This is a genomic window from Nonomuraea sp. NPDC049419, assembly GCF_040676995.1.
Lineage (GTDB): Bacteria > Actinomycetota > Actinomycetes > Streptosporangiales > Streptosporangiaceae > Nonomuraea > Nonomuraea salmonea.
Genome location: NZ_JBFAQB010000015.1, coordinates 1 through 25,775 on the forward strand (window position 1 = coordinate 1; position 25,775 = coordinate 25,775).

Consider the following 25,775-nt stretch of genomic DNA (forward strand, 5'->3'; position numbering starts at 1 on the left):
CTCCACCTCAACATGGAACTGGAGCACCTGCGCCTGGCCGTGGAGATGTTCAAGCGGTTCGACGGCCGCGACCCGGAGGAGGTGCTGGCACCGGAGCTGCCGGCCCCGGTGACGTTCGAACCGAACAAGGCGTACCTGCGCGAGCTGATCGCGACCCAGATCGACTACACCACCCTGGGCACCGGCTACGTCCAGGAGGCCCACGAGCGCTTCGAGAAGATGCAGGAAACCCTCATGGGCGGCGAGAAAGCCCCCTCCGAACGGGTCATCGACGACAACCGCGCCAAGAACGGCCGCGAATACCGGCTGCAGACCGAGGGCGAGCACCCGGTCCACAGCCTCGCCACCGACCGCTGACCGGCGGCCGGCCCCCGCAGGCCGGCCGGTCACGCGGGGGCCGGGTCAGGTCAGCTCCTCGCCCTTCGTCTCGGGCATGGTGGCGTAGACGATCACGCCGATCAGCGCCGCGCCGGCCACGTAGATCCACACCAGGTCGCGGTGGCCGTTGGAGCTGAGCCAGGTGGTGACGTACGGGGCGGTGCCGCCGAAGACGCCCACGGACAGCGCGTACGGCAGCCCGATGCCCGTCGTGCGCACCTCGGCGGGGAACTGCTCGGCCATGACCGCCGCGCAGTTCGCCGAGTAGCCGACCAGCAGCACCACGCCGGCGAGCTCGATGGCCAGCAGCGCGCCGAAGCCGCCGTCAAGGAAGTGGAAGGCCGGCCAGGCCAGCGCCAGGAACCCGAGCGCGAACGCGAGCATCGTCGGCTTGCGCCCCACCAGGTCCGACAGCAGCCCGCCGAACGGCAGCAGGACGAGCAGCACCAGCACCGCGATCGTGTTGGCGAGCAGCGCCCTGCTCAGCGGGATGCCGGTGTCGATGTGGGCGTAGGTCGGCATGTAGCTGACCCACACGTAGTAGAGCAGCGTGCCGGCGATCGCCACGCCGGCCACCCGCAGCGCGGCCCGGGGATGCTCGCGGAGCATCGCCTTGAGCGGGCTCGTCCGCGTCCGGCCCGACGCCACGGCCCGCTCGAACGCCTCCGTCTCGGGCACCGACACCCGCAGCCACAACCCGGCCAGGCCGAGCAGGCCGCCGATCGCGAACGCCACCCGCCAGCCCCAGCCGTACAGCGCGGCCTCGTCGAGGACGGAGGTGAGCACCGTGCCGAGCCCCGACGCGATCAGCACGCCGCCGCCGACCGACACCTGCTGCCACGACCCGGCGAACGCGCGCCGCCCGCGGGCCGCCGACTCCACCAGGAAGGCCGACGACGTGCCCCATTCGCCGCCCGCCGAGAAGCCCTGCACCAGCCGGGCCAGCACCAGCACGACGGGGGCGAGGACGCCGATCGTGTCGTAGCCGGGGCAGATCGCGATCACGAACGAGGCCGCCGCCATCAGCGAGATCGTCAGCGTCATGCCCTTCTTGCGGCCGTGCCGGTCGCCGTACGGGCCGAGGACCGCCCCGCCGATGGGCCGCATGACGAAGCCCGCGGCGAAGACCGCCAGCGCCGGCAGCAGGCTCGCCGCCTCGTCGCCCGACGGGAAGAAGTGGCGGGAGAACACCGAGGCGAACGTGGTGTAGATCGCCCAGTCCACCCATTCGACCGTGTGGCCGACGGCGCCGGCCACGATGGCCTTGCGCTGAGCAGGGGACAGCCGGGTCGCGGAGGCCGCGACCGTCACGCGTGCTCCCAGACGTACGCGGCGATTCCGGCGCGGGCGCCGCCCGGCCACGACGCGGGACCCAGGCCGCGGCCGGCGCGCACCCGGCCGACGTGCCCGCGCCAGGTCCGCTCGTCCCACTGCCAGGGCTGCTGGTCGGTCATGGTGAGGGGGTCTCCATCCATGGACTTCACGATCTTTCCGAATATACCGGTTATCGGTATATAGAGGTCCTGTGCTGAAGGTGCGCTCCTTACCGGCTCACCGGCGAGGGCGGCGCCCGCCTGGCCGCCGAAGCGGAACGGCTGCGCCACAACGCCAGGACGGCCACCACCCGCCTGCGCGCCCGCCCCGCCGGAGGCGCCGCGTGAGCGACCTCGAAGCGGCGGGAAACCGCCGGGAGAGGCGGCTTTTCCTCGACATACACTCTCGGATGTGACAGGGAACCTGTTCCGCCGGTGGACGTGCCTCATCCTGGGCGGGGCCCTGCTGATGCCCTACATGATGGCCGGCGTGCTGGTCGCGGGCCTGGTGAGCCGCGAGCCCGGCAATCTGCTGCTGCCTGCGCAGATCGGCGTCTTCGCCGCGATGCTGCCCGTCGTGGCCGTCACCGGGCTGTTCCTGCCGGTGCGCGGGCTGGAGGTGAGCGCGGCGCAGGGCCTGCTGGGGGCGCGCGTGCGCACCCCGCCACGGCAGACCGGACGGACCTGGCAGGAGCGGCGGCGCACCGCCGCCTGGTTCACCCTCCATCTGGGCGTCGGCGGCGTGCTCAGCGGCTGCACGCTGGCGATCCTGCCGTTCACGGCCTTCACGCTCGTGGTGCTCTTCACCGGGCCGCCCCCGGACCTGGGCGGGATGGAGATCACGCCGGGCTGGAACGCGGTGCTGTGGGCGCTCGGCGGGGTCGCGCTGCTGGTCGTCCTGATCGCCCTGGTGGCCGGAGCCGGCGCGCTGCTGGCCAGGCTGGCTCCCGTCCTGCTCGGCCCCACCCCCGCGGAGCGGCTGGCCGCCGCCGAGGAGCACGCCCGCGCCCTGGCCGAACGCAACCGCCTGGCCCGCGAGCTGCACGACTCCGTCGGCCACGCGCTCAGCGTCGTCACCTTGCAGGCCGCGGCCGCCGGACGCGTCCTCGACCGCGACTCCGACGACGCCCGGGCCACGGCACGCAACGCCCTGGCCGCCATCGAGCAGTCGGCCCGCGCCGCCCTCGACGACCTCGACCACGTCCTCGGCCTCCTGAGAGACGGCGACGACGCCACCCGCGATGCAGCCGCCGCCGGCAGGGACGCCGACGGTGCCGAACACCGGATCGCGCCGCAGGCCACGCTGGCCGACCTCGGCGAGCTCATCGCCACCTCAGGCGCCTCCGTGCAGCGGCAGGTGGGCGACCTGTCCGAGGTGCCTGCCGTGGTGTCGCGGGAGGCGTACCGGATCGTGCAGGAGGCGCTCACGAACGCCATCAAGCACGGCCACGGCCCCGTCCGCCTGACCGCCGCCGTCCACGGCGACGACCTGCACCTGGAGGTCGTCAACGCCCAGCGCGCCGGCGGGGACTGGAGTGGCGGTGGCTGGAGCGGCGGGCGCGGGCTGGCGGGGATGCGGGAGCGGGTCAGGTTGCTGCGGGGTGAGCTGGAGGCCGGGCCTGCCGCGGGTGGGTGGCGGGTGACGGCTCGGCTGCCGCTACGGTCGGGTTCATGACGCTACGAGTTGTGATCGCCGACGACGAGGATCTCATCCGTGCCGGCCTGCGCATCATCCTCGACGCCGAGCCGGATCTCACCGTCGTGGGTGAGGCCGCCGACGGCGCCGAGGTGCTGCCCGTCGTGCGCCGGGAGCGGCCCGACGTGGTGCTGATGGACGTCCGCATGCCCGCCGTGGACGGCATCAGGGCCACCGAGCGGCTGCTGGCCCTGGATGATCCGCCCAAGGTGCTGGTGGTGACGACGTTCGAGAACGACGACCACGTCTACGACGCGCTCCGGGCGGGGGCCAGCGGCTTCCTGCTCAAGCGCACCAGACCGGACGACCTCGTCCAGGCCGTGCGCATGGTCGCGGCCGGCGACTCGCTGTTGTTCCCGGCCGCGATCCGCGCCCTGGCCGGCCGCCGGACACCGGCGGGGTCACCGGACCGGGTGCCCGGCATCGACCGGCTGACCGAGCGCGAGGGCGACGTGCTGCGGCTGATGACCAGGGGCCTGTCCAACCAGGAGATCGCCGGCGAGCTGGTCGTCAGCCAGGAGACGGTCAAGACGCACGTGGGCAACGTCCTGGCCAAGCTGGGCGCGCGTGACCGCACCCAAGCGGTGATCGCCGCGTACGAGTCCGGGTTCGTCTCCCCCGGCTGACGTCACGGGCGGACGCCGGGGGAGACGCCGCCGCGGCGCAGCAGCTCGGCCGCGGGGACGACGGTGGCCTCGGCCGCGGTGAGCCCCGTGGCGGCCAGGGCGCGGTCGACCAGGTGGAGGCCCACCGCGTACCCGGCCATGTCAGGAATGCCGCGCGGCTCCTGGCCGAACCTGCGCGCCGTGCCGTCGCCCAGCACGTACGCCGGCGTGTTCTGCATCCCCTGCAGGTCGAAGTCGGCCATGATCAGCTCCAGGGCGCGCTCGAAGGCCTCCCCTGCCACCATGGACGACCACGGCCCCATCGCCTCGGGCCCCGACTGCTCGCGGACGAACGCCTCGGCCAGCCCTTCGCCGACCACGTGTTCGCCCACGGTCACGGTGGCCGGGTTCCACTCCACGTTGGTGTAGCGCACGTGGTGGTGGAACTCGTGCACGGCGAGGTGCGAGATCCGCCCGATCACGTCGTCCGCCGGCCACGCCAGCAGGTAGATGTAACCGGTGCCGGCTCCCATGCCGTAATAGCCGCCTGCCGTCGTCATCAGGTGCTCGTTGCCGGGGTCGCCCATGACGAGGAAGACCTCCAGCGAGTCGGCCTGCTTGGCGCCGCCGAGCGCCTGCGAGGCCCGCTCCAGCTCGTGCCGCACCTGGCCGAGCACGTCCTCCTCGATCATGCGGCGGACGGCGGGCAGGTAGCGTGGGTCATCCTTGTCGACCCGGAAGCCGCCACCCTGGTGGTGGATGTCGACGATGTCGCCCGGCATCGGGATGGACGAGCGCATCGGCTCCAGCAGCTCCCGCAGCGCGTCAGGCCGGTGCGAGAGCGGCTGCTCCAGCAGGGACGCCATCGGGGTCAGGGTGTCGTGAACGATGAATTCCATGACCCTGGACGCTAAACCCTCACGTAACGTGAGGCTCAAATCAATTAACCGCCGAACCGGTCACAGCGGCGACTCGTCGCCGGGGTCCTCGCCCGGCGAGCGTCCCGGCGTGCTCTGCCCGCTCTCCGTGGGCGACGGCGACTGCGAGGGCGACGGCCGCGGCTCGGGCGTCTCGGGCGTCGGCGGCGGCGTCGGCACGAACACGGTCGGCGGAAGCTGCCGGGGCTGCGGCTCGCTGTCCTGCCGCCCGAGCAGCAGCAACAGCAGGATCGTCACCACCAGCAGCAACAGCAGCACCACGGCGAGCGCGGCCATCAGCACCCGCTTGCGCGTCTCGGTCAGCGGCCGGCGCGGGCGCGGCGGTCCCGGCAGGGCGGGGGCGCGGTCGGTCAGCCAGTACGGCACGAAGTCCGGCCCGTGGGCCTGCCCGATGAGCGTCCCGCCCACCATGACCGGCTCCAGGAACCGCTCGGCGCCCGGCCGCCCCGGCGCGTACGGCACCGCCACCCACGGCGCCCGCCCCCCGTCGTACGCCAGCACCTCGGGCGCGCCCTCCAGCACCGCGCCACCTCCGCGCGGCCGGGCGGGACGGTTGAGCCAGCCGCGCACCCCTGTGCGCTCCCGGCCGCCCGCGTCCCTGATGGCGGTGACGAACCGGCCGCGGGCCGCGGCGTCGTAGGCGGCGCCGCGGGTAAGCACCGCGAGCGACACGGCCCGCCCGTCGGGGCCCTGGCCGAGGTACACGAATCCGGCGGGCGCGCTGTGCAGGCGCGCCTGCACCACGTAGGGCCCCAGCCGGGGAGGATCGCCGTACTGCAGGGGACTTGCCACGTTTGCCATGTAAGCACAGACGTGGCGTCGTGCGAGTTTGCGGCGCGTTTGGTGGAATGGGCGTCATGAGCGTCGCCGAAGAGTTGCCAGGCGGAAACGACGCGGCACTGCTGCGTCAGAGTCTCGACGAGGTCCGGCGTGTCATCGTCGGCCAGGACCACATGGTCGAACGCCTCGTCGTGGCGCTGCTGGCGCGCGGGCACTGCCTGCTCGAAGGAGTGCCTGGGGTCGCCAAGACCCTCGCCGCCTCCACCCTGGCCACCGTCGTGGGCGGCACGTTCGCCCGTATCCAGTTCACCCCCGACCTCGTGCCGAGTGACATCGTCGGCACCCGCGTCTACCACCCGTCCAATGAGAAGTTCGATGTCGAGCTCGGCCCCGTCTTCGTGAACTTCCTGCTGGCCGACGAGATCAACCGCGCCCCCGCCAAGGTCCAGTCCGCGCTGCTGGAGGTCATGGCCGAGCGTCAGGTGACGCTGGCCGGCGTGACCCATCCGCTGCCCAGGCCGTTCATCGTGCTGGCCACCCAGAACCCGATCGAGTCCGAGGGCGTCTACCCGCTGCCGGAGGTGCAGCGCGACCGGTTCCTGTTCCGGGTGCGCGTCCCCCATCCCAGCGCCCACGAGGAGCTGGAGATCCTGCACCGCATGAGCGTCACCCCGCCCGTCCCCGACCGCGTGCTCGACCCGCCCAAGCTGCTGGCCCTGCAGGACGCCGCCGAGCAGGTCTCGGTGCACCAGCTCGTCGCCGACTACGTCGTGCGCCTCGTCATGTCCACCCGCAACCCGGCCGAGTACGGCCTGGCCGACCTCACCGACACGATCGAGGTCGGGGTCAGCCCCCGGGCGACGCTCGGCCTGGTGTCGGCGGGGCGGGCGCTGGCGCTGCTGCGCGGGCGCGACTACCTGCTGCCCGACGACGTACGCGACGTCGCGGTGGACGTCATGGCCCACCGGCTGATGCTCACCTTCGACGCCCTGGCCGACGGGGTCGATCCCGAGCAGGTGGTCAAGCAGATCCTGCACGCCGTACCCCCGCCCCTCGTCGTCTGGAACCAGAACCGTTGAGCACCACAGCAGAACAGGCGCTGCGGCGACTCGAGCTGACCGTCACCCGCCGGCTCGACGGCCTGCTGCACGGCGCCCACCAGGGCCTGCTGCCGGGCACCGGCAGCGAGGCCGGCGACAGCCGCGTCTACGTGGCCGGCGAGGACGACGTGCGCCGCATGGACTGGGCGGTCACCGCCCGCACGACCATCCCCCACGTCCGCGACCTGATCGCGGACCGCGAGCTGGAGACGTGGGCGCTGGCCGACCTGTCGCCCAGCATGGACTTCGGCACCGCCGACAGCGACAAGCGCGACCTGGTGGTGGCGGCGATCGGCGCGATCGGGTTCCTGTCCAGCCGCATGGGCGACCGGTTCGGGGCGCTGGTGATCCACGACGAGTACGTGCACCGCATGCCCGCCCGTACCGGCCGCCCCGCCCTCTACGGCCTGCTGCACTCCCTCATGGACGCGCCACGCGGCAGCGTGGTGCCCGACCCGCCCGACCTCGCGGAGGGCATCGACATCCTCAACGCCACCCGGCGGCGCCGCGGCCTGCGGCTGATCGTCTCCGACTTCCTCGACGCGCACCCCGACCTCGACCCCGACGCCGAGCGCCCCTGGGAGCGGCCGATCCGCCGCCTGGCGGCCCGCCACCAGGTGCTGGCCGTCGAGGTCATCGACCCCCGTGAGCTGGAGCTGCCCGATGTGGGCCGGGTCGCGTTCGCCGACCCGGAGACCGGGAACGTACGCGAAGTGCACCTTTCGCCGAAAATCCGGCAGGCGTACGCGGAGGCCGCGGCCCTGCAGCGCGAGAGCACCCGCCTGGCCCTGCGCCGCGCCGGCGTCGCCCACCTCGTGCTGCGCACCGACCGCGACTGGGTGTTCGACGTCGCGCAGTTCGTGCTGCGCCAGCGCCGCATGAGCCACCTCGCCCACAGGAGGCCGTCCGCATGACCTTTCTCGCCCCCGGCTGGCTGTGGTTGTTCGTGCTCGTGCTGCTGCTCGTGGCGGGCTACGTGGCGGCCATGTTCGCCCGCCGCCGCTACACGGTGCGCTTCACCAACCTGGCCCTGCTCAACCTGGTCGCCCCCGCCGGTCCCGGCTGGCGCCGGCACGTCGCGCCCGCGCTGTTCCTCGTCATGATGTCGCTGCTGGTCGTCGGCACCGCCAAGCCCGCCGACCAGGTACGCGTCCCCCGCGACCGCGCGACCATCATGATCGCCCTCGACATCTCGCTGTCCATGGACGCCGACGACGTCCAGCCCGACCGCATCAGCGCCGCCAAGGCCGCCGCGCAGGCGTTCGCCCAGGAGCTGCCCGACCGCTTCAACGTGGGCGTCGTCTCCTTCGCCCGCTCGGCCAACGTGATCGTCTCCCCCACCACCGACCATCAGGCCGTGGTCACCGCGCTCGGCAACCTCACCACCCGCCCGGGCACCGCCATCGGCGAGGCGGTCTTCAACGCGCTGGAGTCGGTGCGCTCCTTCGACCAGCAGGCCGCGACCGACCCGCCGCCGGCCGCGATCGTGCTGCTGTCGGACGGCGACAACACCTCGGGCCGGTCGGTCAACGAGGCCATCGAGGCGGCGCAGCAGGCCCGCGTACCGGTCTCGACGATCGCGTACGGCACCCAGGAGGGCACGGTCAGCATCGACGGCCGCCCGGTGAACGTGCCGGTCAACAAGCAGACGCTGCAGGCCCTCGCCGACGGCACCAGCGGCCGGGCCTACACCGCCGAGTCCGGCAGCGAGCTGCGCGAGGTCTACGAGCAGATCGGCACCTCGCTCGGCTACAAGCTGGTCAACCAGGAGGTCACCCAGTGGTTCATCGTGGCCGCGATCGTGGCCGGGCTGCTGGTGGCGGGCGCCGCGGTGCTGTTCGGTTCGCGGATCCCGTAACGTTTTCCGACGTGGCCCACTACTTCTCCGAGCAGCCGAAGACCGCGAGCAGGCCGGGGTCGGTCGATCTCGTCCTGCCCGACCTGCATCTGCGGCTGGAGACCGACCGCGGCGTGTTCTCCCCCGAGCGGGTCGACGTCGGCACGCGGGTGCTGCTGGAGAGCGTCCCCCCGCCGCCTCAGGAGGGCGACCTGCTCGACCTGGGCTGCGGCTACGGGCCCGTCGCGCTGACCATGGCGGCGCGGGCGCCGGGCGCCACCGTGTGGGCGATCGACGTCAATCGCCGCAGCCTCGAGCTGACCGGGCGCAACGCCGAGGCCGCGAAGCTCGGCAACGTCCGCACCGCGCACATCGACGACGTGCCCGGCGGCGTGACGTTCCGGGCCATCTGGTCCAACCCTGCGATCCGCATCGGCAAGCAGGCGCTGCACGACATGCTCACCAGGTGGCTGACCCGGCTGACGCCCGACGGCGAGGCCTACCTGGTCGTCCAGAAACACCTCGGCTCCGACTCCCTGCAGCGCTGGCTCGGCGAGCAGGGCTGGCAGGCCTCACGCGAGGCCAGCAGGGCCGCCTACCGCATCCTGAAGGTGACCCGTTGAGAAGACAGCTGCGCCCCACCGACGTCAAGCGGCTCAACCGCACCTGGCGCAGAAACACCGGCAACCGGCTCGGCCTCATCATCGAGTCGGTCACCGGGCCGTTCAACGTCGGCTCGATCTTCCGCAGCGCCGCCGCGTTCGGCGTGGAGGAGGTCTGGCTGGCCGGCAACGCCACCCCGCCCACCAACCCCAAGGCGGGCAAGACCGCGCTCGGCACCGAGCGCCTGGTCACCTGGCATGAGGCGATCCCGGCCACCGAGGCGGTCAAGGCGGCCAGGGACGAGGGCTACACCGTGCTGGCCATCGAGCTGACCGCCGAGTCGGTGCCGCTGCACCGCGCCGACCTGGCCCGCGACGTGTGCCTGGTGGTCGGCAGCGAGGACCACGGCTGCTCCCCCGCCCTGCTCGACGCGGTCGACGGGGCCTGCTACATCCCGCAGGTCGGCCGGGTCGGCTCGTTCAACGTGGCGGTGGCGGCGGCCATCGCGCTCGCCGAGGCCCGCCGGCAGGAGTGGCAGAATCTCCCCGATTCGTAACCGAACCGTTCACCACGGAAGGGCATACTTCTGCACGTGCTGAGCCGCCGATTCGCCTTCCTCGACCACCCGGGCCCGCTGGCCTTCGCCCACCGCGGAGGCGCGGCGGAGGGCGCCGAGAACTCCGTCGCCGCCTTCGAGCGCGCGATCGGGCTCGGCTACACCTACCTCGAGACGGACGCGCACGCCACGTCCGACGGCGTGCTGCTGGCCTTCCACGACCACACCCTCGACCGGGTGACCGACCAGCGCGGCCGCATCTCCGAGCTGCCCTACCGGGCGGTCAGGCGGGCCCGCATCAACGGCGTGCACGAGATCCCGCTCCTGGAGGACCTGCTCGGCACCTGGCCCGAGCACCGCTTCAACATCGACGTCAAGGAGTGGGCGGCCATCGGGCCGCTGGCCGAGGCGGTCAGGCGCACGAACGCCTACGACCGCGTCTGCCTGACCTCGTTCAACGACGAGCGGCTGCTGGCGGCCAGGCGGGCGCTGCGCGGGGAGGTGTGCTCGGCGCTCGGCCCGCGCGGCGTCGCCGCGCTGCGCGCCGCCGCCGCCACCTCGGGCTACGGCCGCATGCTGGCCCGCCTGTCGCGCGCCGGGATCCCCTGCGCGCAGGTGCCCGTGGGCTTCCGCGGGCTGCGGGTCACCACCCGCCGCCTGGTCCGTACGGCCCACGCCATCGGCATGCAGGTGCACGTGTGGACGATCAACGACACCGCCCGCATGGAGCAGCTGCTCGACCTCGGCGTCGACGGCATCATGACCGACAACGTCACGGGCCTGCGCGACGTGCTCGACCGCCGCGGGCTCTGGCACTCCGGCCTGGCCGCCTGAGGCACGCTCACCGGCACGACATCCCGACACGCCCCCGCCCCGGCCCCCGCCCGCCCCCGCAGAGGAGCTACCCGACACCATGCCCGCATCCGCACCCCCCGCGGCCCTCGACGACTCCCCCGCAGCACGCCGGCGCGAGCAACGCGGCTGGTACTTCTACGACTGGGCCAACTCCGCCTTCTACACCACGGTCATCTCGGTCTTCCTCGGCCCCTACCTGATCCCGGTCGCCAAGACCGCGGCCTGCGCCAAGGACTTCCCGTCGATCGCCTCCGACACGTGCGTGTCGACGTTCGACGAGCTGGCCGCCGCCAACCCGGGGCTCGGCTACGTGGACGTGCTCGGCGCCGACATCCGCCCCGCCGCGTTCTTCGGCCTGATCACCACGGTCGCGGTGCTGCTGCAGATCGTGTTCCTGCCCATCGTGGGGGCGCTGGCCGACCACACCGGGCGCAAGCGCGAGATGCTCGGCCTGTTCGCCTACGCGGGCGCGCTGGCCGCGATGGGGCTGTTCTTCGTCGAGGGCGACCGCTACATGCTGGGCGGCGTGCTGTTCATCGCGGCCAACCTGGCCTACGGCTCCTCGATCGTGGTCTACGACTCGTTCCTGCCGCAGATCTCCACCGCCGAGGAACGGGACGCGGTCTCCTCGCGCGGCTGGGCCATCGGCTATCTCGGCGGCGGCCTGCTGCTGGCGCTCAACCTGGTCCTCTACCTCCAGCACGAGAGCCTCGGCCTGACCGAGGGCATGGCGGTGCGGATCTGCATGATGTCGGCGGGCCTGTGGTGGGCCACGTTCACGATCATCCCGCTGCTGCGGCTGCGCAACCGGCCGGTGCCCGCGCACGAGACGACCGCGCTGCGCTCGGTCGGCGGCAGCTTCCGCCAGCTCGGCCGCACCCTTTCCGGCCTTCGGCAGTATCCGCTGACCCTGCTGTTCCTGGTGGCGTACCTGGTCTACAACGACGGCGTGCAGACGGTCATCGGCAACAGCGCGGCATTCGCCTCAGAGGCGCTGAAGCTGCCGCAGACCGTGCAGATCACCGCGATCCTGATGGTGCAGTTCGTGGCGTTCTTCGGGGCGCTGCTGCTGGGCCGGCTGGCGCGCAGCTACGGCACCAAGCGGACGGTGCTGGCGAGCCTGGTGCTGTGGACGGCGATCGTGTCGATGGCCATGTTCGTGGCCGAGGGGCAGGCGCTGCAGTTCTACCTGATGGCGTTCGCGATCGCGATCGTGCTGGGCGGCACGCAGGCACTGTCGCGCTCGCTGTTCTCGCTGGTGATCCCGAAGGGGCGGGAGGCGGAGTACTTCAGCCTGCTGCAGATCAGCGACAAGGGGTCGGCGTTCATCGGCGCGCTGACGGTCACCATCGCGCTGCAGCTCACCAACAGCTACCGGATCGCGATCATGTCGATGATCGTCTTCTTCGTGATCGGCTTCGTGCTGCTCGCCCTGACGAACCTGCCCAAGGCCATCCGCGCCGCGGGCAACGAGGTGCCCGACGGCGTCTGACCGGTGTCTGACCGCTGTCTAGGACGTGATCACGACGCCGCCGACGCCGCTGCGTCCGGTGGGCATGCTCACCAGGTCCACGGCCACCCTCGGGCGGACGCGCTCGCCGACGACGCCGGCGATCGCGTCCGTCACGCCGGAGATCAGACGGGCCACGATCCGGTCGCTGTCGGGACGGCTGAAGGCGATGTCCTTGACGCCGAACGTCACGCTCGGCGCCGGATCCTCGGCCTGCTTGCCGCCGATGCCCCAGCGACCCGCCGGGACGCCGACGAGCCTGACCTCCGCGATCTCCCGCGCCCACTCCCCGTAGACGGCGACGACGGCGTCGGTGAGTGCCGCGATCAGCTCGCTCTCGCGGCCGGCGAGATCGCTTTCGAGGGCATGAACGGTCAGGTGCGGCATGACGCTCCCCGTTACAATCGTTTTGAGAACAAAGTACCTTTGATTGCAAAGCTAATTGGCAGGCCTGACGCATGTCAACACCCGAACCCGCGGACGATGCCGTCCGCGCGCTGATGCTCGTGATGCCCCGGCTGATCGGCCGGGCCAAGCGCACGCCGCCGCCCGAGGAGCTGCGCTCGCTCGACCTCGCGCCACGGCACCTGTCGCTGCTGTCGATGCTGCTGCTCGACGGTCCGCTGACCGTCTCCCAGCTCGCCGGCAAGCTGGGCGTCGCGCCGACCACGGTGAGCCTCGTCGTGAGCGAGCTGAGCCGTAAGGGGGTGCTGGAGCGGCGCGAGGACGACGCCGACCGGCGCCGCCGCATCATCGACATCAGCCAGGCGAGCCGCCCGGCCATCTCGCAGTGGCTGTCCCCGGGCGCGCGGGCCTGGCGCCGCGCTCTGGCGCCGCTGACGGACGAGCAGCGCCGGTTGTTCGTCGACACCCTGCTGGCGTACGAGTCCGCCATCACCGACATCCAGCGCGAGGCGTAGTCTCAGGCGGTGCGGTTCACCAGGGTGCGGGACAGTGCGATCGTGATCACGCCGGCCAGCACCACCGACAGCAGCCCCACGCGCAGGCCGGCCAGGTCGGCGACTGCTCCGACGAGGAGCGGCGAGACGAGGAAGCCGCCGCGCAGCAGCCAGCTCACGACGGTCAGTCCGGTGCCGTGCGGCAGCCCGGGCAGCTCGTCGGCGGTGTGCATGGCGGCCGGCACGAGGGTGGCGACGCCCAGCCCGGCCAGCGCGAACCCGGCCAGCGCCGCCGGCACGGTCGGCAACGCCAGCGCGGCGCCCATCCCGGCCGCGGCCAGCAGGCCCCCGGCCCGTGCGACCGTCCGCTGCCCGAAGCGGTCCACGGCACGGTCACCGGTGAGCCGCCCTGCGGTCATGGCGGCCTGGAAGACGACGACGGCCAGGCCCGCGGTGGCCGCGTCCGCGCCCAGATCGCCGCTGAGGAACAACGCGCCCCAGGACGCGCCGGCGTCCTCGACGAGCGCGCCACAGGCGGCCACCACGCCGAGCAGGATGACCGTCCGCATGGCCGGCCCGGCCAGCGCGCGCCACCGCTCACGAGTCGTCCTGTCAGGCGGCCGCTCGCTTGAGGGCGCTGCCGCCGCCACCCGTTCGGTGTCGTCGGGGCCTGGGAGCAGGAAGCGGTAGACGGTCAGGGCGACGGCGCTGAACAGGGCGCCGGAGATCGTCAGGTGCACCGCGAGCGGCAGGTGCAGGCCGGCTGCGGCCGAGCCCATCAGGCCGCCCAGCACGGCGCCGACGCTCCACAGGCCGTGCAGCGAGTTCACGATGGAACGCCGGTAGATGCGCTGCACGCGCAGCCCGTGGGCGTTCTGGGCGACGTCCACGACCGCGTCGAGTGCCCCCAGGACGAACAGCACCCCCCAGAAGGCCACCCAGTTGGGGACGAACGGGACGGCCACCGTCACGACCGTCATGAGCACGATCCCGAACGCCGCCACCCGCGACGAGCGGAACCGCCGCACGGCCGCCCCAGCGAGCAGCCCGGCCAGCAACGCCCCGATCGGCATGCCGGCCACCGCGCCGCCGAAGACCGCGTTGCCGACGTCCAGCTCGGCCTTGATCTGCGGATAGCGCGGGACGACGTTGAAGAACACGGCGCCGTTCGTGAGGAACAGCGCCGCGACAGCGGAGCGGGCCCGTCGGGCCTGGAGGTCGGGCGCGGGCATCGGCCTTCCGTTCACATGACTCGCGGCGCGGTGCGGCTCCATGGAGCCCGGGCGGGGACGCGCTCCGCGCCTGGCGTCCCCGCCCGGAGTTCGTTCAGCCGATCAGCCGCAGTGCTCCCACCCGCTGAGGTAGGACTGGCTGCCGTACGAGCCGCCCCACATGATGCAGCTGCCCGCGGCGCCCGTCGCCTTGGCCGGTCCCGCGTAGTACTTGAAGTTGCCTTCGTCCACGTCGAAGTACATGTGGTCGTGGCGAACGCGCGCCTCGACCCAGGTGCTGTTGCCCCTGGCGCCCGTCTTCCAGGTCACCACGCAGTTGGTGGAGCCGTTGTAGAGGAGGTAGACGACGGCACTGGACCCGAGGGCATGGCTGTCGATCACGTGGTAGCTGCCGCCGCCGCAGGCCGCGATCGGCGTGTCCGCCGCCATGGCGGGGCCGCTGGTGGCGATCGTCCCGGCGAGTGCGGCCGACAGGCCGAATGCCACGGCCGCGGTCTTCTTGAGCTTGCCCAACGAGTGTCCTTTCACATAAGAGATCAACACGACGTCAGGTAGGACGCAAGTAAGATCCGTGAAGTTGCGTGATACACGTCACCTTTTGGGGAAATAGGTATCAAATCCACTCATGGGAACGCTACCGCCCCGCCCGGCTCAGCTCGGCGGCGGCGTCACGGCGACCGGGCAGCGCACTTCGGCCAGCGCCGCCTGGAGTACGGGCCCGACCAGCACGCCCGCCTGCCTGTGGCTGCGGCCCACGACGAGCAGCGTCGCGCCCTTGGCCGACTCCACGACCATCCTGGGCGGTCGCTCGGCCTCGAAGGTGGCCGTCACGGGCACATCGGGCCCGCAGCCGGCCAGGCGGCGTACGACGTCCCTGAAGCCCGACTCCGCCTCGGCCCGCACCCGTGCGTTGTCCACGAACGGCTCCTCGTGCCCCTGCCACGCGCACGGGTCCCACCAGCCGCACACCGCCTCCACGACCCCGTCCCGCAGGGCCGCCTCGCGCACCGCGAACCCGAACGCCGCCAGGCTGGCCGGCGACCCGTCCACCCCCACCACGATCCGCCCACCACCGGCCCCCTCATCGGGGCGGGTGCCGGGCGGGTCATCGGAATGGCCGTCGGGGCGGACGACGATGACAGGCGTGGGGCTGTGCGCGGGCACCTGGACGGCCGCCGAACCCACCCTGAGATCCTCGAACCCGCCCACCCCGCGCGACCCCAGCACCACCAGCTCCGCCTGCGCCGCGGCCTCCAGCAGCACCGCGGACGCGGGCCGCTTGACCAGCAGCGGCCGGACGTCCTGCACGCCGCCCAGCGCACGCACCCGCCGTACGCCGTCCTCCACGACCCCGGCGGCGACCCGCTCGACCTCGGCGAGCAACGCCCGGCTGACCGCACGCAGCGGATACGGCCAATTCCAGGCGTGACACACCACCACGGCCAGCCCGCGCAGCCGCGCCTCCTCCACCGCCCACCGCAGCGCCTGCTCGCTCCCCGGCGACTCGTCGTAGCCGACCAGGACGACCCCCATGCCAGGTTCCCGCACGGCGCCCCTCCCCACGAGGTGTCCGGCCCTCAAGGGTGCGCTTCCCCGGCGGCCGGCCACGACTCTCACACCATGAGACTTTGACCCGCTATTGGCCCGCTTCCTCCGACCGTCCTGTGCACCGCCCGCATCTCCGTCACCACGAACGCGTCCACGACATGCCTGTTGGCCAGCAGGAACCCGACGAGCCCCGCGACGGCCTGCGCGGCGGTGGCCGCCCGTACCTGCCCGCTGAGCAGGTAAACCAGCGGCGTGGACGGCTGATCGAGCGCGAACCGTCCACCGTGCCGCCGCACGTCCTTCAGCGCCGCGATCGGCATGGGCCGCTCGGAGGTGAACCACACCGCCAGCTCCCAGACCGGCGCCGCAGACCCGGCCTCGGAACTGTCGTCGTAGCACGTGACACACCCCTGGGCGGCGGACTTTCCATGCGGGCACACCCATTGGGCAGCGGCCGCGGCCGGCAACCGCCCCCCGGTCAGCTTCGCCTCACTCACATGCCGGCACGCCGGACGTACGGGCTGGTCGGGCGGACAGGGGGCGGACGGGGAGACGGAACAACAGGCGATGACAGGCACCCCTTCGGTTATGGCAGGGACGGACGATCAGCGGGCGCGCCCGCGGGGGTGGCCGGGCGGGTGAAGGAGACCAGGTGGTCGATCTCGGTGAAGCCGGCGGCGGCGAACAGCGCCCATGACGGCTCGGGGTCGCCGGCCGCGTACAGGACCGTCTCGCGGGCCCCGTGCTCGGTCAGGAGGGCGTCGGCGCGCAGCAGGAGCGCCCGTTCGAGATCGGGGTCGGCATGCCCGGCGTCGGCGCCGAGCCACCACACGACGCCGCGCCCGCCGGTCGGCTCCTGAGCGACCAGCGCGGCCGCCGCATCGTCACCGGGAGCCTTGAGCCACCAGCCCCGCGGCGTCCCGCTGACGACCACATCGACCATCGGGTGCGGCCCCGCGCCCGGCTCGGACGGCGACGTCCGCCGCAGATGCCGCCACGAGTCCCTGGCGACGAACCCCTCCCGTTCGAGCACCGCAAGCGTGACGGCCCGCCGCCCCGCGGGCAGAGCCGCTGGAGCAGTCCCTGGCCGCCCGCACGGCTCGTCGGTGAAGGCATGCACCGGCACGCCACCCATCCCGCCCAAAGCGTGGCGAAGGAGCACCCCTACGACGTCCGGCACCTCGCCCCCGTGCAACCACAGAATCCGCCCGGCCGCACGATCCCGCCGCAACGCATAGGCCACCGTCCCCAGCACCCGCCCGCCCGGCCCCTCCAGCACACGAATCTCGGGCTCCTCATACGCCGTCCCGGCCACATGCCGGCCGAGCGGCCCCTCCAGCCCTGACGGCTCGCAGGCGTCCGCGAGGGCAAGGGCGCCGACGGCCGCCCTGTCGGAGTCGCGGTAGCGGCGCATTCGCCACCTCGCGCCTGATGGGAGCGTCCCGGGGATGGCGAGGATGTCGTGGGCCGACATCGTGTTGCCGGTGCGGGCGGCGGTCTTCATCGCGGTCGCGGCGGCGGGGCCGGCGGTGTCGGGTGGGATGACAAGGAGCAGGAAGCCGTCCTGGCTGCCGCGGATCACCCGGATGGTGTGCGGAGTGGCCGGGTAACCGCTGATCCGTACGAACCGTCCGTCGACGACCAGGTGGGCCGGCACCTCGTCCCACGCCTGGGTGTCGAGCCCGACCCGCAGCACGGGCCCGATCCGATCTTCAAGGGCGCGGAGGAAAGCGGGCAGCTCGCGCCGGAGGTCGGTGCTGTGCGGCCACCAGGCGCCGTCGAGCGTCCCGTCGCGGGTCAGGGTGGGCTCCAGGGACAGCCGTGCCGGTCGGAGGGAGATGAGGGAGGCGGTCGGTGAGCGGCGGTTCGGCATCGGTGTGCCGCCTGTCTCCGGCGGTCGAAGGCCGGCTGTGGCCGGGGCGACGCCGACGCGGCTGCCGGCATGCGAGGTATCCCAGAATCCCCACCCTACGCCGCCCGCCCCGACCGCTCACGGCCCCACACCGTGGAAAGCCCAGCCACGCGCGCACTCGAAGAGGCGGGCCGAAGACGCACGCTCGAAGGAACGGGCCGGACCAGCACCTGGTGAAGAACCCGCATTCCCCGAACAGACCGCCCCCGACATGAACAGGCCGGGCCCGCACCCTCGAGAGGGTGCGGGCCCGGCCCGTGGATGTCTGCCGGGTCAGGCGGCGACGATGTTCTCCGCCTGCGGGCCCTTCTGGCCCTGCACGACGTCGAAGGACACCTTCTGGCCCTCGTGCAGCTCACGGTAGCCACCGTTGGAGACGATGTTGGAGTAGTGGGCGAAGACGTCGGCGCCGCCGCCGTCCTGCTCGATGAAGCCGAAGCCCTTTTCGGAGTTGAACCACTTGACGGTTCCGGAAGCCATGTCGATCTCCTTCTGAGATGTGCAGGGACGCGATCCGCACCGCGCGGACCGCCGTGTCGCCGCGATGAAAGCCCATCCGGAGATGACCGGCAAACAAAACGCGCCTGGCGAAACTCTGCCAGACGCGCACAAAGTCTTTTTATGGGTACAACAACTGCAACATCAGCCAGCCTACCACGCCCCCGCCCGCGCTCCAAACCCGCGCTATTCCTCCTTGTGCACGGTGACGGCCTGCACGGCGGTCAGCAGGATCGTGTGCACCGGTGACTCGTGCCGCGTGGACGCCGACCCCTGAGCGTATTCGTCGAGCACGACGGTGTTACGCGAGCGATCCAGCTCGACGACCGCCCCCTTGAGCGACTGCCCTCCGGAGAGGTGCACGGTCACCCGCTGGCCTTTCCCCGCGCCGGACAGCGCATAGACCCACACGTCCACATCGGCCATCTCTTCCTCCATGAATAGTCCAGACGGTCGTGGGTGAACGTTTCTCAGGCGATTTCGCTTACCCGATCGAAAACCAGTCTATCGCCGCCGGCACCGACGAAGATTCCGCCACCCGGTGGCGGTCGTGGTTCGGCACGGGCGAGCGAATCTAAGGTGGAGGTGACCTGCCGCCCGAAGGGAGGGGGTGGCCGCATGGAGCTACGCCAGCTGCGCTACTTCGTCACGCTGGCCGAGGAGCTGCACTTCGGCAGGGCCGCGGCTCGTGAGCACATCGTGCAGTCCGCGCTGAGCCAGCAGATCCAGCGGCTCGAACGCGAGCTGGGCGTGCAGCTGCTGGAGCGCAGCACCCATCACGTCGCGCTCACCCCGGCGGGAGCCGCCTTCCTGACCGAGGCCCGCCGCGTGCTCGATCAGGTCGGCCGGGCGATACGCGCCGCGCGCGACGCCGCGATGCCCTCTCCCCCGCTGCGGGCCGGCATCGTGGACGCCGGCTACGACACGATGCCGCAGATCCTGCGCGAGGTGCAGCGCCGCCATCCCGGGCTGAGGATCCATCAGGTCGAGGCGGGCACGCCGGAGCAGTTCAGCCAGCTGGCCGACGGCCGGCTGGACGTCGGCATCGGCTGGGCCGTGCAGCCGGTCCCCGGGGTGGCGTCCGAGCTGGTCAGGCTCGACCCGATCGGCGTCCTGCTGCCCGAGCGGCACGCGCTCGCGGCGCTGGCGACCGTTCCAGTGGCGGCGCTGGCCGATGAGCGGCTGCTGTTCGGCGAGGAGAGGCAGACGCCCGAGCTGAACGCGTTCGTGGCGGAGCTGTGCCGTTCGGCGGGCTTCGCCCCCATCCCGTACGAGGGGACCGTCGAGAGCACGCGGGCCGCCGCGGACCTGGTGCTGGGGCATCGCTGCGTCTTCTGCCTGCCCTCGTCGTTCCTTTCCTCCAACCCGCCGGGCACCGTCTGGCGGCCCCTGTCAGAGCCGGCCGCCCACTGTCCGTGGTCGCTGCTGTGGCCGGCGGTCGGCCCTTCGCCGCACGTCGCGGCCGTCATCGACAGCGCCAGGCGGCTGGCGGGGAAGCTCGGCTGGCTGGAGTCGGCGCATGCGAGCCCGGCAGGGGACGACCAGCCGTCATAGCACACCCCGTTATCGCGAAACCTGATGAGCCTTGCGCACATCGCCGGTTTCCCCTGGTCGCCGTAGCGCATTGACTGGGAGTCCGGCGACGAGCACACCGTGAGGCGGTCGAGGATGCCCTTGGGCACGCAGGTGCGATCAAGCGCCCGCAGGAACGGCCGCGCCCCGCGCTGTGACCACATCGACGGGCTCCCCGCCCCAGAGCCGGAGAACCGGCAATGCGCGGCGTGCTTGGCGGCAGGACGGTCATGGCCGCGGCTGCTGGTCTGCCTGAGCTGCGGCTGGGTGGCCTGCCCTGCCGACTCCAGGGCGCACTACCGCGAGACCGACCATCCGGTGGCCGCATCGCTGGCGCCCGGAGAGACCTGGCGCTGGTGCCACGTGCACCGCCGCGTCGTATGAGCGAGACGAGACGAAAGAGACTTCATGCCTGTTACAGAACCACCGGTGAGACGCCGCCAGGACTACGACGGCAGCTCACCGTTCCCCGACGCCGGTGAGCACACGCCGGCCCGCCCGCTCCAGGTGACGCTGACCGGCGCCATCGTGATCGCGCCGTTCATCGCCCTCGGTGTGGTGATCGTCCTGACGTGGGGGCGCGGAGTCTCGCTCACCGACCTGCTGCTGGCCGCCGTCCTGTACGTGCTGACCGGCCTCGGCGTGACGGTGGGGTTCCACCGGCTGCTGACGCACGGCTCCTTCACGGCCCGGCCGTGGCTGCGGGCGGCGCTGGCGGTCGCCGGGTCGATGGGCTTCCAGGGAAACGTCATCGACTGGGTGGCCGTGCACCGCCGCCACCACGCCTTCACCGACGAGCCGGGCGACCCGCACTCCCCGTACCGGTACGGCACCGGCCTGTCCGGCCAGCTGCGCGGGCTCGTGCACGCGCACCTGGGCTGGCTGTTCGAGGACGACGGCACGCCGGCCTCCCGGTACGCGCCCGACCTGCTGGCCGACCCGGCGATGCGGCGGGTGGCGCGCTGGTTCCCGGCCTTGTGCGCGGTGTCGCTGGCGCTGCCGTTCCTGGCCGGCTGGGCGATCACCGGCACCCTGTACGGCGGCCTGACCGCCTTCCTGTGGGCGGGCCTGATCCGGGTCGCGCTGCTCCAGCACGTCACGTGGAGCGTCAACTCCCTGTGTCACGTCATCGGCAGTCGCCCGTTCCGCACCCGCCGCCACGACCGCGCGACGAACCTGTGGCCGCTGGCGCTGCTGTCGTTCGGCGAGAGCTGGCACAACGGGCACCACAGCGACCCGTCCTGCGCCCGGCACGGCATCGACCGCGGCCAGGTGGACCCGTCGGGCGGGCTGATCCGGCTGTTCGAGCGGCTGGGCTGGGCGAGCGACGTGCGCTGGCCCGACGCCGAGCGGGTACGCCGCCACCGCGCCGTCCCCAGCGGCGCCGACGGGTGAACCATTCGGGACCGGTGCGGGACGCCCAGCAGGATGCCGGGCATGAACCGCACCGGCACTCCCCCGGCGTGGGACGAGCGCACCACGCTCACCACGCTCACCACGTTCCCCGACGACGCCAGGGCCACCGTGCACGCCGAGTGCGAGGGCCTGGCGGAGGAGGGCGCGCGCCGCTGCCGACGTCGCCGCTGATGACGATGCCCGGCCTGGTGAACCACGTCCGCTGGGTCGAGTAATCGTGGTTCCAGGTGGTGTTCCTCGGCGAGGACGACCAGGGCCCGTGGACCGAGGAGGACCCCCGCCGCGAGATGCGCATCGCCGTGGAGACGCCGATCGCGCGGCTGTTCGCGGAGCACGAGGCGCTGACCGGCGTCTGACCTTCACGGAGTGTCCCGGACCCCGGTGCGCGACTTCCTACAGACACAAAATCCGGAAATATGCCCCCCGCGCCGCGCATGCCCCGGCATTCCCGCAGGCTACGGGCCTGATCGGCGATCACGCGAAGAACCGAGGCCCCAAGCGCGATTGGATCACCCCGCGGGTGGGAATCCCATCACGGTACCAAGCGTTAGACACCGTGGGAGACAGACCCCCCACGCAAGGGGGCCCTGTAGGAGGCATTTAAACATGGGCGAGCGCGCGCTTCGTGGCACCCGGCTCGGGGCAACCAGCTACGAGAACGACCGTAACACGGATCTGGCCCCGCGCCAGGAGGTGTCGTACACCTGTCCGAAGGGCCATCGCTTCGAGGTTCCGCTTGCCGCCGAGGCCGAGATTCCCGCGAGCTGGGAGTGCCGCATGTGCGGCGCGACCGCGCTGCGGGTGGACGGCGAGCAGCCGGAGTCGAAGAAGACCAAGCCCCCGCGGACACATTGGGACATGCTCTTGGAGCGACGGTCCATAGAAGATCTCGAGGAGGTGCTCAACGAGCGGCTCGCCGTCCTGCGGGCTCAGCGTCGTAAGAGCGCCTGACTTCCTCTCACGGTGAAAACCCCCGGGCTCAGGCCCGGGGGTTTCTCTGTGCGTGCTTCAGGAGTCGCGGTCCTCGCGGATGACCTCGCCGTGCACCACCCGGCCGCCCTGCGGCGCGCCTGGGTCACGGCCCTCGTTGCGAGCGTCGCTGCGGGCGTCGTAGCGGGGGTCGTAGTGGGCCGCGTCGGGGCCGGGGAAGCCGCCGGGCGGGAAGAGGTTCGCGTACGGGGACGACTGCGCCAAGCGCTTGATCCGGCGCTCGAAGAACCACGCCCCGAGGCGGCGCATCATCGGCCGGGTCACCGGGATCAGGCACAGCAGCCCGAACACGTCGAGGAAGAACCCGGGCGCCAGCAGCAGCGTGCCGCCGACCAGGATGATGCCGCCGTCGGCCAGCTCGCGGTCGGGCATGCGCCCGCTCTGCATGGCCTCCTGCAGCGCCCGCCACGCCCGCCGGCCCTCGCGGCGCACCAGCCACGCGCCCAGCAGGCTGTCGGCGATGAGCAGGGCGATCGTGGCCGGCCCGCCGATCACCTGACCGACCTGGATCAGCAGCCAGATCTCCAGGATGGGGATGACCAGGAAGGCCAGGAATAGCAGCAGCCGCATCGTTTCAACCCTCGATTCCGCACACGCGTCACTGCACTGGACAACGCCCGGCGCCCTCGAAGCGTTCCGCCGGCCGCCCGCCACCGTCTCTCAAACGCCGGGCCGCACGCCGGCCTGTGCACCCGGGCGGGACGCCGCCGGCCGCGCGCCACCGTCCTCAAACGCCGGGCCGCACGCCGCCGCCCCCGACCCCGACCCCGACCCCGACCCCGGGCTAGTCGCGGGTGCCACCGCCCTTGAGGCGCTTGGGGAGCCCGGTGACGCCCCACATGCCGATCCGCCACAGCGCCTCGGACATGACCTTGCCGCTCATCTTGCTCTTGCCGACCGTCCGCTCCACGAACGTGATCGGCACCTCCACCACCCGCAGCCCATGGCGGGACGTGCGCAGCGTGAGGTCCACCTGGAAGCAGTAGCCCTGCGACTCGACGCCGGCGAGGCCCACCTTCTCCAGCGTGGCCGCGCGGTAGGCGCGAAAGCCCGCGGTCGCGTCGCGGACCGGCAGGCCGAGCATCACCCGCGTGTAGATGTTGGCGCCCTTGGACAGCAGCTCACGCCGCTGCGGCCAGTTGACGACCTTGCCGCCGGGCACGTAGCGGGAGCCGATGGCGAGGTCGGCGCCCTCGGCCAGCGCCTCAAGCAGCTTCGGCAGCTCCTCCGGCTGGTGCGAGCCGTCGGCGTCCATCTCGACCAGGACGTCGAAGCCCTCGTCGAGCCCCCAGCGGAACCCGGCGATGTAGGCGGCGCCCAGCCCCTGCTTGCCCGGCCGGTGCAGCACGTGCACCTGCTCGTCGTCGGCGGCGAGGGTGTCGGCCACCTCGCCGGTGCCGTCGGGGCTGTTGTCGTCGGCGACCAGCACATGGGCCTCGGGCACGGCCGCGCGTACGCGCCGGACGATCGCCGGCAGGTTGTCGCGCTCGTTGTACGTCGGCACGACGACGAGCACCCGGCCGAGACTCTCCATCATCCGTCGTTCCTCATCCGATCGCCTCGCCGCCTGCCACGCCACGCGGCGAACCCAGCCGCCGCCGCTCCCATCACCATCAATGCCCATTCAGGAAGAGCGCCCACCTTTGTGGCGATTGTCTCCTGTGTGCGTACGGGCACCTTGACCACGTTCATGTCAGCGACAAGCTCGCGAGTCTGCCAGGAGACCTTACCCTCAGGCGTCACGTACGCGGAGATCCCGGTCGTGGCGGCGGTGACCACGGCCCTGTTGTGCTCGACCGCGCGCAGCTTCGACATGGCGAGCTGCTGGGACGGCAGGTTGGACAGGGCGTAGCTGGCGTTGTTGGTCTGCACGACGAGCGGGGTGCCGCCGGCGCGCACGGTGCCGCGCACGGTGTCGTCGTAGGCGACCTCGTAGCAGTTGACGGCGCCGATGGTGACCGGCCCCATCTTCAGGTCGCCCGGCTCGGTGCCGGCGATCGACTGGCGGCCGACGAGGCCGGCCCGCTCCCACAGCGCCAGCACGATCTCCTTGAACGGGGTGTACTCACCGAACGGCACCAGGTGCTGCTTGTCGTAGTAGGCGCCGGGGCCGGTGACCGGGTCCCAGACGAGGCTGCGGGTGGCGCGGTTCTCCTCGCCGATGGCCACGACCGCGCCGACCAGGGTGGGCACGCCGACGTCCTGCACGGAGTCGTGGATGATCTGGCGGGCGTACGGGTCGCGGTAGGGGTCGATGTCGGTGGAGTTCTCCGGCAGGACCACGATGTCGGGCTTGGGCAGCTTGCCGTCGCGTACGGCCTGGGCCAGGCGCTTGGTCTCGCCGGCGTGGTTGCGCAGCACGACGGCGGGCTCGTCGCCGAGCGCGTACATGCCGCGGCCGGGGACGTTGCCCTGCACGACGCCGACGTTGATCGAGCGGCCCTCGTCGCCGAACCTCGGCACCGCGAGCCCCAGCACGGGCACGGCCACCGCCAGCCCGACCGGCACGGCCCTGGCCACCGCCCTCGCGGGGCGGTTGAGCACCGCGTAGGCCAGCAGCGCGCCGCACAGCGTGACCGCGAACGACACCAGCGGCGCGCCGCCGAGCGCGGCGTACGGCGTGAACAGCGACTCGCCCTGGCTGAAGGCCGCCCGCGCCCACGGGAACCCGCCGATGGGCACCAGGCCGCGCGCCCACTCCATGAGCACCCACAGGCCGCCGAACCACAGCGGCCAGGCGCGCAGCCGGAACACCAGCGCCGCCGGCGCGGCCATGGCGGCATAGAAGAAGCTCTCGGTGGCGACCAGCATGATCCACACGTCGTCGCCGATCGTGCGCACCCAGGCGACGGTGGGCAGCAGGAACACCGCCGCCGCGAGGTAGCCGATCCAGGCGGCGCGGCGGGGGCGGGTGCCGTGGATGGAGGCGGCGATCAGGCCGATGCCGAGCGGCGCGCACAGCCACCAGTCGAGCGGCGGGAACGCGAGGAACAGCGCGAAACCGCCGGCCGCGGCCGCCACGATCCGCGCGCCCAGCACCCGCCGGCTCTCCTTACGCGCCGGCACGCCCGGCCCGGACGGAGCCTCGCCGGACGCCGCGGGCTGCGGCTCGGCGGGCACCTCGGACTCCGCGGCGGGCCGCTCGGAAGCGGCGGTCTCTGGCTGCGCGCCGGACAGCCCTGAGGCGGGCGTCTCGGGCTCCGCGGCCGGCTGCCCTGAAGCGGGGGCGGGAGCGCGGGTCGCGGAGGAGGCGGGTTCCTCGGCCGACGCGGAGGCGGGGGTCGTGCCGTCGGTGGGCGTGCTGGTAGAGACCCGCCCGGACGCGGGCGTGAGATTCGTTCGGTCCTGAACCACTCCGGGGTCTCCTCGCCACCTCGCAAACGCCTGCTTGCGAAAACGCTACCGCCCTCGGGCCGCACTCAGGTCGGCACACCCCGCAGAAGATCGAAGAAGGGGAAAGACGGCAGGGCGGTCCCGCGGCGATAAGGCGGGACCACCCGGCGCGTCGGCGGTCCTGGAGCACGGGAACGGGAAGAG

Annotated in this window: 31 protein-coding genes and 1 pseudogene; 17 read left to right on the top strand and 15 right to left on the bottom strand. The window is 72.2% G+C overall.

Going from position 1 to position 25,775, the window contains the following annotated elements; translation table 11 throughout:
- Window positions 1-357: pseudogene (locus AB0K12_RS33455) on the top strand (hypothetical protein); the annotation flags it as partial.
- A 45-nt stretch (window positions 358-402) separates the two neighbouring features.
- Here AB0K12_RS33455 and AB0K12_RS33460 read toward each other — a convergent pair.
- Together AB0K12_RS33460 and AB0K12_RS33465 are read right to left on the bottom strand one after the other, a co-directional pair.
- Window positions 403-1,689: an MFS transporter gene (locus AB0K12_RS33460; RefSeq protein ID WP_364570300.1), complete on the bottom strand. Its 1,287-nt coding sequence runs from the start codon at window positions 1,687-1,689 to the stop codon at window positions 403-405.
- Window positions 1,686-1,853: a hypothetical protein gene (locus AB0K12_RS33465; protein WP_364570303.1), complete on the bottom strand. Its 168-nt coding sequence runs from the start codon at window positions 1,851-1,853 to the stop codon at window positions 1,686-1,688. Before AB0K12_RS33465 ends, AB0K12_RS33460 begins: the two co-directional genes overlap by 4 nt.
- Window positions 1,854-2,103: 250 nt before the next feature.
- On the opposite strand from AB0K12_RS33465, the gene AB0K12_RS33470 reads away from it, so the two are divergent.
- Window positions 2,104-3,366: a histidine kinase gene (locus AB0K12_RS33470; protein WP_364570306.1), complete on the top strand. Its 1,263-nt coding sequence runs from the start codon at window positions 2,104-2,106 to the stop codon at window positions 3,364-3,366.
- Window positions 3,363-4,013, top strand: coding sequence for a response regulator transcription factor (locus tag AB0K12_RS33475; protein WP_364570309.1), 651 nt, complete (start codon window positions 3,363-3,365; stop codon window positions 4,011-4,013). The genes AB0K12_RS33470 and AB0K12_RS33475 overlap by 4 nt, the downstream gene beginning before the upstream one ends.
- A 2-nt stretch (window positions 4,014-4,015) precedes the next feature.
- Here AB0K12_RS33475 and AB0K12_RS33480 read toward each other — a convergent pair whose 3' ends face one another.
- Both AB0K12_RS33480 and AB0K12_RS33485 read right to left on the bottom strand, forming a co-directional pair.
- Window positions 4,016-4,891 (bottom strand): DUF2268 domain-containing putative Zn-dependent protease, encoded by an 876-nt coding sequence (locus AB0K12_RS33480; RefSeq protein WP_364570312.1) that lies wholly within the window; start codon window positions 4,889-4,891, stop codon window positions 4,016-4,018.
- Between the two features lie 60 nt (window positions 4,892-4,951).
- Complete coding sequence (locus tag AB0K12_RS33485) at window positions 4,952-5,731, bottom strand: hypothetical protein (RefSeq protein ID WP_364570315.1); 780 nt, start codon at window positions 5,729-5,731, stop codon at window positions 4,952-4,954.
- A gap of 56 nt (window positions 5,732-5,787) precedes the next feature.
- On the opposite strand from AB0K12_RS33485, the gene AB0K12_RS33490 reads away from it, so the two are divergent.
- From AB0K12_RS33490 to AB0K12_RS33520, 7 genes are all read left to right on the top strand, one after another.
- Window positions 5,788-6,789, top strand: a complete 1,002-nt coding sequence (locus tag AB0K12_RS33490) for an AAA family ATPase (RefSeq protein ID WP_364570318.1) — start codon at window positions 5,788-5,790, stop codon at window positions 6,787-6,789.
- Window positions 6,786-7,724 carry a DUF58 domain-containing protein gene (locus AB0K12_RS33495; RefSeq protein WP_364570321.1) on the top strand — a complete coding sequence of 313 codons (939 nt, stop codon included), beginning with the start codon at window positions 6,786-6,788 and terminating at the stop codon, window positions 7,722-7,724. The genes AB0K12_RS33490 and AB0K12_RS33495 overlap by 4 nt, the downstream gene beginning before the upstream one ends.
- Window positions 7,721-8,668 carry a VWA domain-containing protein gene (locus AB0K12_RS33500; protein WP_364570324.1) on the top strand — a complete coding sequence of 316 codons (948 nt, stop codon included), beginning with the start codon at window positions 7,721-7,723 and terminating at the stop codon, window positions 8,666-8,668. Before AB0K12_RS33495 ends, AB0K12_RS33500 begins: the two co-directional genes overlap by 4 nt.
- Window positions 8,669-8,679: 11 nt before the next feature.
- Window positions 8,680-9,270, top strand: coding sequence for a methyltransferase (locus AB0K12_RS33505; RefSeq protein ID WP_355422436.1), 591 nt, complete (start codon window positions 8,680-8,682; stop codon window positions 9,268-9,270).
- Window positions 9,267-9,806 (top strand): TrmH family RNA methyltransferase, encoded by a 540-nt coding sequence (locus AB0K12_RS33510; protein WP_364570328.1) that lies wholly within the window; start codon window positions 9,267-9,269, stop codon window positions 9,804-9,806. The genes AB0K12_RS33505 and AB0K12_RS33510 overlap by 4 nt, the downstream gene beginning before the upstream one ends.
- 39 nt (window positions 9,807-9,845) lie before the next feature.
- Window positions 9,846-10,640, top strand: coding sequence for a glycerophosphodiester phosphodiesterase family protein (locus AB0K12_RS33515; protein WP_364570868.1), 795 nt, complete (start codon window positions 9,846-9,848; stop codon window positions 10,638-10,640).
- A 79-nt stretch (window positions 10,641-10,719) separates the two neighbouring features.
- Entirely contained in the window at window positions 10,720-12,153 is a 1,434-nt protein-coding gene (locus AB0K12_RS33520) for an MFS transporter (RefSeq protein WP_364570331.1), read from the top strand.
- An 18-nt stretch (window positions 12,154-12,171) separates the two neighbouring features.
- On the opposite strand, the gene AB0K12_RS33525 is transcribed toward AB0K12_RS33520, so the two are convergent.
- Window positions 12,172-12,558: a hypothetical protein gene (locus AB0K12_RS33525; protein ID WP_364570334.1), complete on the bottom strand. Its 387-nt coding sequence runs from the start codon at window positions 12,556-12,558 to the stop codon at window positions 12,172-12,174.
- Window positions 12,559-12,629: 71 nt separating this feature from the next.
- Between AB0K12_RS33525 and AB0K12_RS33530 the strand changes: the two genes are divergently transcribed.
- Complete coding sequence (locus tag AB0K12_RS33530; protein WP_364570337.1) at window positions 12,630-13,091, top strand: MarR family transcriptional regulator; 462 nt, start codon at window positions 12,630-12,632, stop codon at window positions 13,089-13,091.
- 2 nt (window positions 13,092-13,093) lie between these two features.
- Here AB0K12_RS33530 and AB0K12_RS33535 read toward each other — a convergent pair whose 3' ends face one another.
- The 7 genes from AB0K12_RS33535 to AB0K12_RS33565 all read right to left on the bottom strand — a co-directional run bounded on the left by AB0K12_RS33535 (window position 13,094) and on the right by AB0K12_RS33565 (window position 18,686).
- Entirely contained in the window at window positions 13,094-14,302 is a 1,209-nt protein-coding gene (locus AB0K12_RS33535) for an MFS transporter (RefSeq protein WP_364570340.1), read from the bottom strand.
- Between the two features lie 102 nt (window positions 14,303-14,404).
- The gene (locus AB0K12_RS33540) at window positions 14,405-14,815 is read right to left on the bottom strand and encodes a hypothetical protein (protein WP_364570343.1); all 411 of its coding nucleotides are present in this window, start codon (window positions 14,813-14,815) and stop codon (window positions 14,405-14,407) included.
- Between the two features lie 138 nt (window positions 14,816-14,953).
- The gene (locus tag AB0K12_RS33545) at window positions 14,954-15,850 is read right to left on the bottom strand and encodes a universal stress protein (RefSeq protein WP_364570346.1); all 897 of its coding nucleotides are present in this window, start codon (window positions 15,848-15,850) and stop codon (window positions 14,954-14,956) included.
- Between the two features lie 65 nt (window positions 15,851-15,915).
- Window positions 15,916-16,347 (bottom strand): hypothetical protein, encoded by a 432-nt coding sequence (locus tag AB0K12_RS33550; RefSeq protein ID WP_364570349.1) that lies wholly within the window; start codon window positions 16,345-16,347, stop codon window positions 15,916-15,918.
- 89 nt (window positions 16,348-16,436) lie between these two features.
- Complete coding sequence (locus AB0K12_RS33555) at window positions 16,437-17,723, bottom strand: DUF5994 family protein (RefSeq protein ID WP_364570352.1); 1,287 nt, start codon at window positions 17,721-17,723, stop codon at window positions 16,437-16,439.
- A 312-nt stretch (window positions 17,724-18,035) separates the two neighbouring features.
- A complete protein-coding gene (locus AB0K12_RS33560; RefSeq protein ID WP_355422459.1) occupies window positions 18,036-18,242 on the bottom strand; it encodes a cold-shock protein in 207 nt (68 codons plus the stop codon).
- Window positions 18,243-18,446: 204 nt separating this feature from the next.
- Complete coding sequence (locus AB0K12_RS33565; protein ID WP_364570356.1) at window positions 18,447-18,686, bottom strand: hypothetical protein; 240 nt, start codon at window positions 18,684-18,686, stop codon at window positions 18,447-18,449.
- A gap of 192 nt (window positions 18,687-18,878) precedes the next feature.
- Here AB0K12_RS33565 and AB0K12_RS33570 point away from each other — a divergent pair, with 192 nt between their 5' ends.
- The 6 genes from AB0K12_RS33570 (at window position 18,879) to AB0K12_RS33595 (ending at window position 22,199) form a co-directional block, all read left to right on the top strand.
- The gene (locus AB0K12_RS33570) at window positions 18,879-19,814 is read left to right on the top strand and encodes a LysR substrate-binding domain-containing protein (RefSeq protein ID WP_364570359.1); all 936 of its coding nucleotides are present in this window, start codon (window positions 18,879-18,881) and stop codon (window positions 19,812-19,814) included.
- 114 nt (window positions 19,815-19,928) lie between these two features.
- A complete protein-coding gene (locus AB0K12_RS33575; RefSeq protein ID WP_364570362.1) occupies window positions 19,929-20,216 on the top strand; it encodes a UBP-type zinc finger domain-containing protein in 288 nt (95 codons plus the stop codon).
- 45 nt (window positions 20,217-20,261) lie between these two features.
- Window positions 20,262-21,227: a fatty acid desaturase gene (locus tag AB0K12_RS33580; protein WP_364570365.1), complete on the top strand. Its 966-nt coding sequence runs from the start codon at window positions 20,262-20,264 to the stop codon at window positions 21,225-21,227.
- Window positions 21,228-21,269: 42 nt separating this feature from the next.
- Complete coding sequence (locus AB0K12_RS33585) at window positions 21,270-21,419, top strand: hypothetical protein (protein WP_364570368.1); 150 nt, start codon at window positions 21,270-21,272, stop codon at window positions 21,417-21,419.
- Between the two features lie 56 nt (window positions 21,420-21,475).
- Window positions 21,476-21,604, top strand: coding sequence for a hypothetical protein (locus AB0K12_RS33590; RefSeq protein WP_364570371.1), 129 nt, complete (start codon window positions 21,476-21,478; stop codon window positions 21,602-21,604).
- A gap of 250 nt (window positions 21,605-21,854) precedes the next feature.
- On the top strand, window positions 21,855-22,199 hold the full coding sequence (locus tag AB0K12_RS33595; RefSeq protein WP_345403653.1) for an RNA polymerase-binding protein RbpA: 345 nt from the start codon (window positions 21,855-21,857) through the stop codon (window positions 22,197-22,199).
- A gap of 57 nt (window positions 22,200-22,256) precedes the next feature.
- On the opposite strand, the gene AB0K12_RS33600 is transcribed toward AB0K12_RS33595, so the two are convergent.
- The 3 genes from AB0K12_RS33600 to lnt all read right to left on the bottom strand — a co-directional run bounded on the left by AB0K12_RS33600 (window position 22,257) and on the right by lnt (window position 25,592).
- Window positions 22,257-22,808: an FxsA family protein gene (locus tag AB0K12_RS33600; protein WP_364570374.1), complete on the bottom strand. Its 552-nt coding sequence runs from the start codon at window positions 22,806-22,808 to the stop codon at window positions 22,257-22,259.
- 214 nt (window positions 22,809-23,022) lie between these two features.
- Window positions 23,023-23,775: a polyprenol monophosphomannose synthase gene (locus tag AB0K12_RS33605; protein ID WP_364570377.1), complete on the bottom strand. Its 753-nt coding sequence runs from the start codon at window positions 23,773-23,775 to the stop codon at window positions 23,023-23,025.
- The gene (gene lnt / locus AB0K12_RS33610; protein WP_364570380.1) at window positions 23,772-25,592 is read right to left on the bottom strand and encodes an apolipoprotein N-acyltransferase; all 1,821 of its coding nucleotides are present in this window, start codon (window positions 25,590-25,592) and stop codon (window positions 23,772-23,774) included. The genes AB0K12_RS33605 and lnt overlap by 4 nt, the downstream gene beginning before the upstream one ends.
- Window positions 25,593-25,775: the final 183 nt, after the last annotated feature.

Excerpts from the sequence above, each read along its gene's own strand:
- AB0K12_RS33465 (WP_364570303.1), bottom strand. The coding sequence starts at position 1,853 with ATGGATGGAGACCCCCTCACCATGACCGACCAGCAGCCCTGGCAGTGG.
- AB0K12_RS33475 (WP_364570309.1), top strand. The coding sequence starts at position 3,363 with ATGACGCTACGAGTTGTGATCGCCGACGACGAGGATCTCATCCGTGCC.
- AB0K12_RS33480 (WP_364570312.1), bottom strand. The coding sequence starts at position 4,891 with ATGGAATTCATCGTTCACGACACCCTGACCCCGATGGCGTCCCTGCTG.
- AB0K12_RS33485 (WP_364570315.1), bottom strand. The coding sequence starts at position 5,731 with ATGGCAAACGTGGCAAGTCCCCTGCAGTACGGCGATCCTCCCCGGCTG.
- AB0K12_RS33490 (WP_364570318.1), top strand. The coding sequence starts at position 5,788 with ATGAGCGTCGCCGAAGAGTTGCCAGGCGGAAACGACGCGGCACTGCTG.
- AB0K12_RS33500 (WP_364570324.1), top strand. The coding sequence starts at position 7,721 with ATGACCTTTCTCGCCCCCGGCTGGCTGTGGTTGTTCGTGCTCGTGCTG.
- AB0K12_RS33520 (WP_364570331.1), top strand. The coding sequence starts at position 10,720 with ATGCCCGCATCCGCACCCCCCGCGGCCCTCGACGACTCCCCCGCAGCA.
- AB0K12_RS33525 (WP_364570334.1), bottom strand. The coding sequence starts at position 12,558 with ATGCCGCACCTGACCGTTCATGCCCTCGAAAGCGATCTCGCCGGCCGC.
- AB0K12_RS33530 (WP_364570337.1), top strand. The coding sequence starts at position 12,630 with ATGTCAACACCCGAACCCGCGGACGATGCCGTCCGCGCGCTGATGCTC.
- AB0K12_RS33535 (WP_364570340.1), bottom strand. The coding sequence starts at position 14,302 with ATGCCCGCGCCCGACCTCCAGGCCCGACGGGCCCGCTCCGCTGTCGCG.
- AB0K12_RS33555 (WP_364570352.1), bottom strand. The coding sequence starts at position 17,723 with ATGCCGAACCGCCGCTCACCGACCGCCTCCCTCATCTCCCTCCGACCG.
- AB0K12_RS33560 (WP_355422459.1), bottom strand. The coding sequence starts at position 18,242 with ATGGCTTCCGGAACCGTCAAGTGGTTCAACTCCGAAAAGGGCTTCGGC.
- AB0K12_RS33565 (WP_364570356.1), bottom strand. The coding sequence starts at position 18,686 with ATGGCCGATGTGGACGTGTGGGTCTATGCGCTGTCCGGCGCGGGGAAA.
- AB0K12_RS33570 (WP_364570359.1), top strand. The coding sequence starts at position 18,879 with ATGGAGCTACGCCAGCTGCGCTACTTCGTCACGCTGGCCGAGGAGCTG.
- AB0K12_RS33575 (WP_364570362.1), top strand. The coding sequence starts at position 19,929 with ATGCCCTTGGGCACGCAGGTGCGATCAAGCGCCCGCAGGAACGGCCGC.
- AB0K12_RS33585 (WP_364570368.1), top strand. The coding sequence starts at position 21,270 with ATGAACCGCACCGGCACTCCCCCGGCGTGGGACGAGCGCACCACGCTC.
- AB0K12_RS33595 (WP_345403653.1), top strand. The coding sequence starts at position 21,855 with ATGGGCGAGCGCGCGCTTCGTGGCACCCGGCTCGGGGCAACCAGCTAC.
- AB0K12_RS33600 (WP_364570374.1), bottom strand. The coding sequence starts at position 22,808 with ATGCGGCTGCTGCTATTCCTGGCCTTCCTGGTCATCCCCATCCTGGAG.
- AB0K12_RS33605 (WP_364570377.1), bottom strand. The coding sequence starts at position 23,775 with ATGATGGAGAGTCTCGGCCGGGTGCTCGTCGTCGTGCCGACGTACAAC.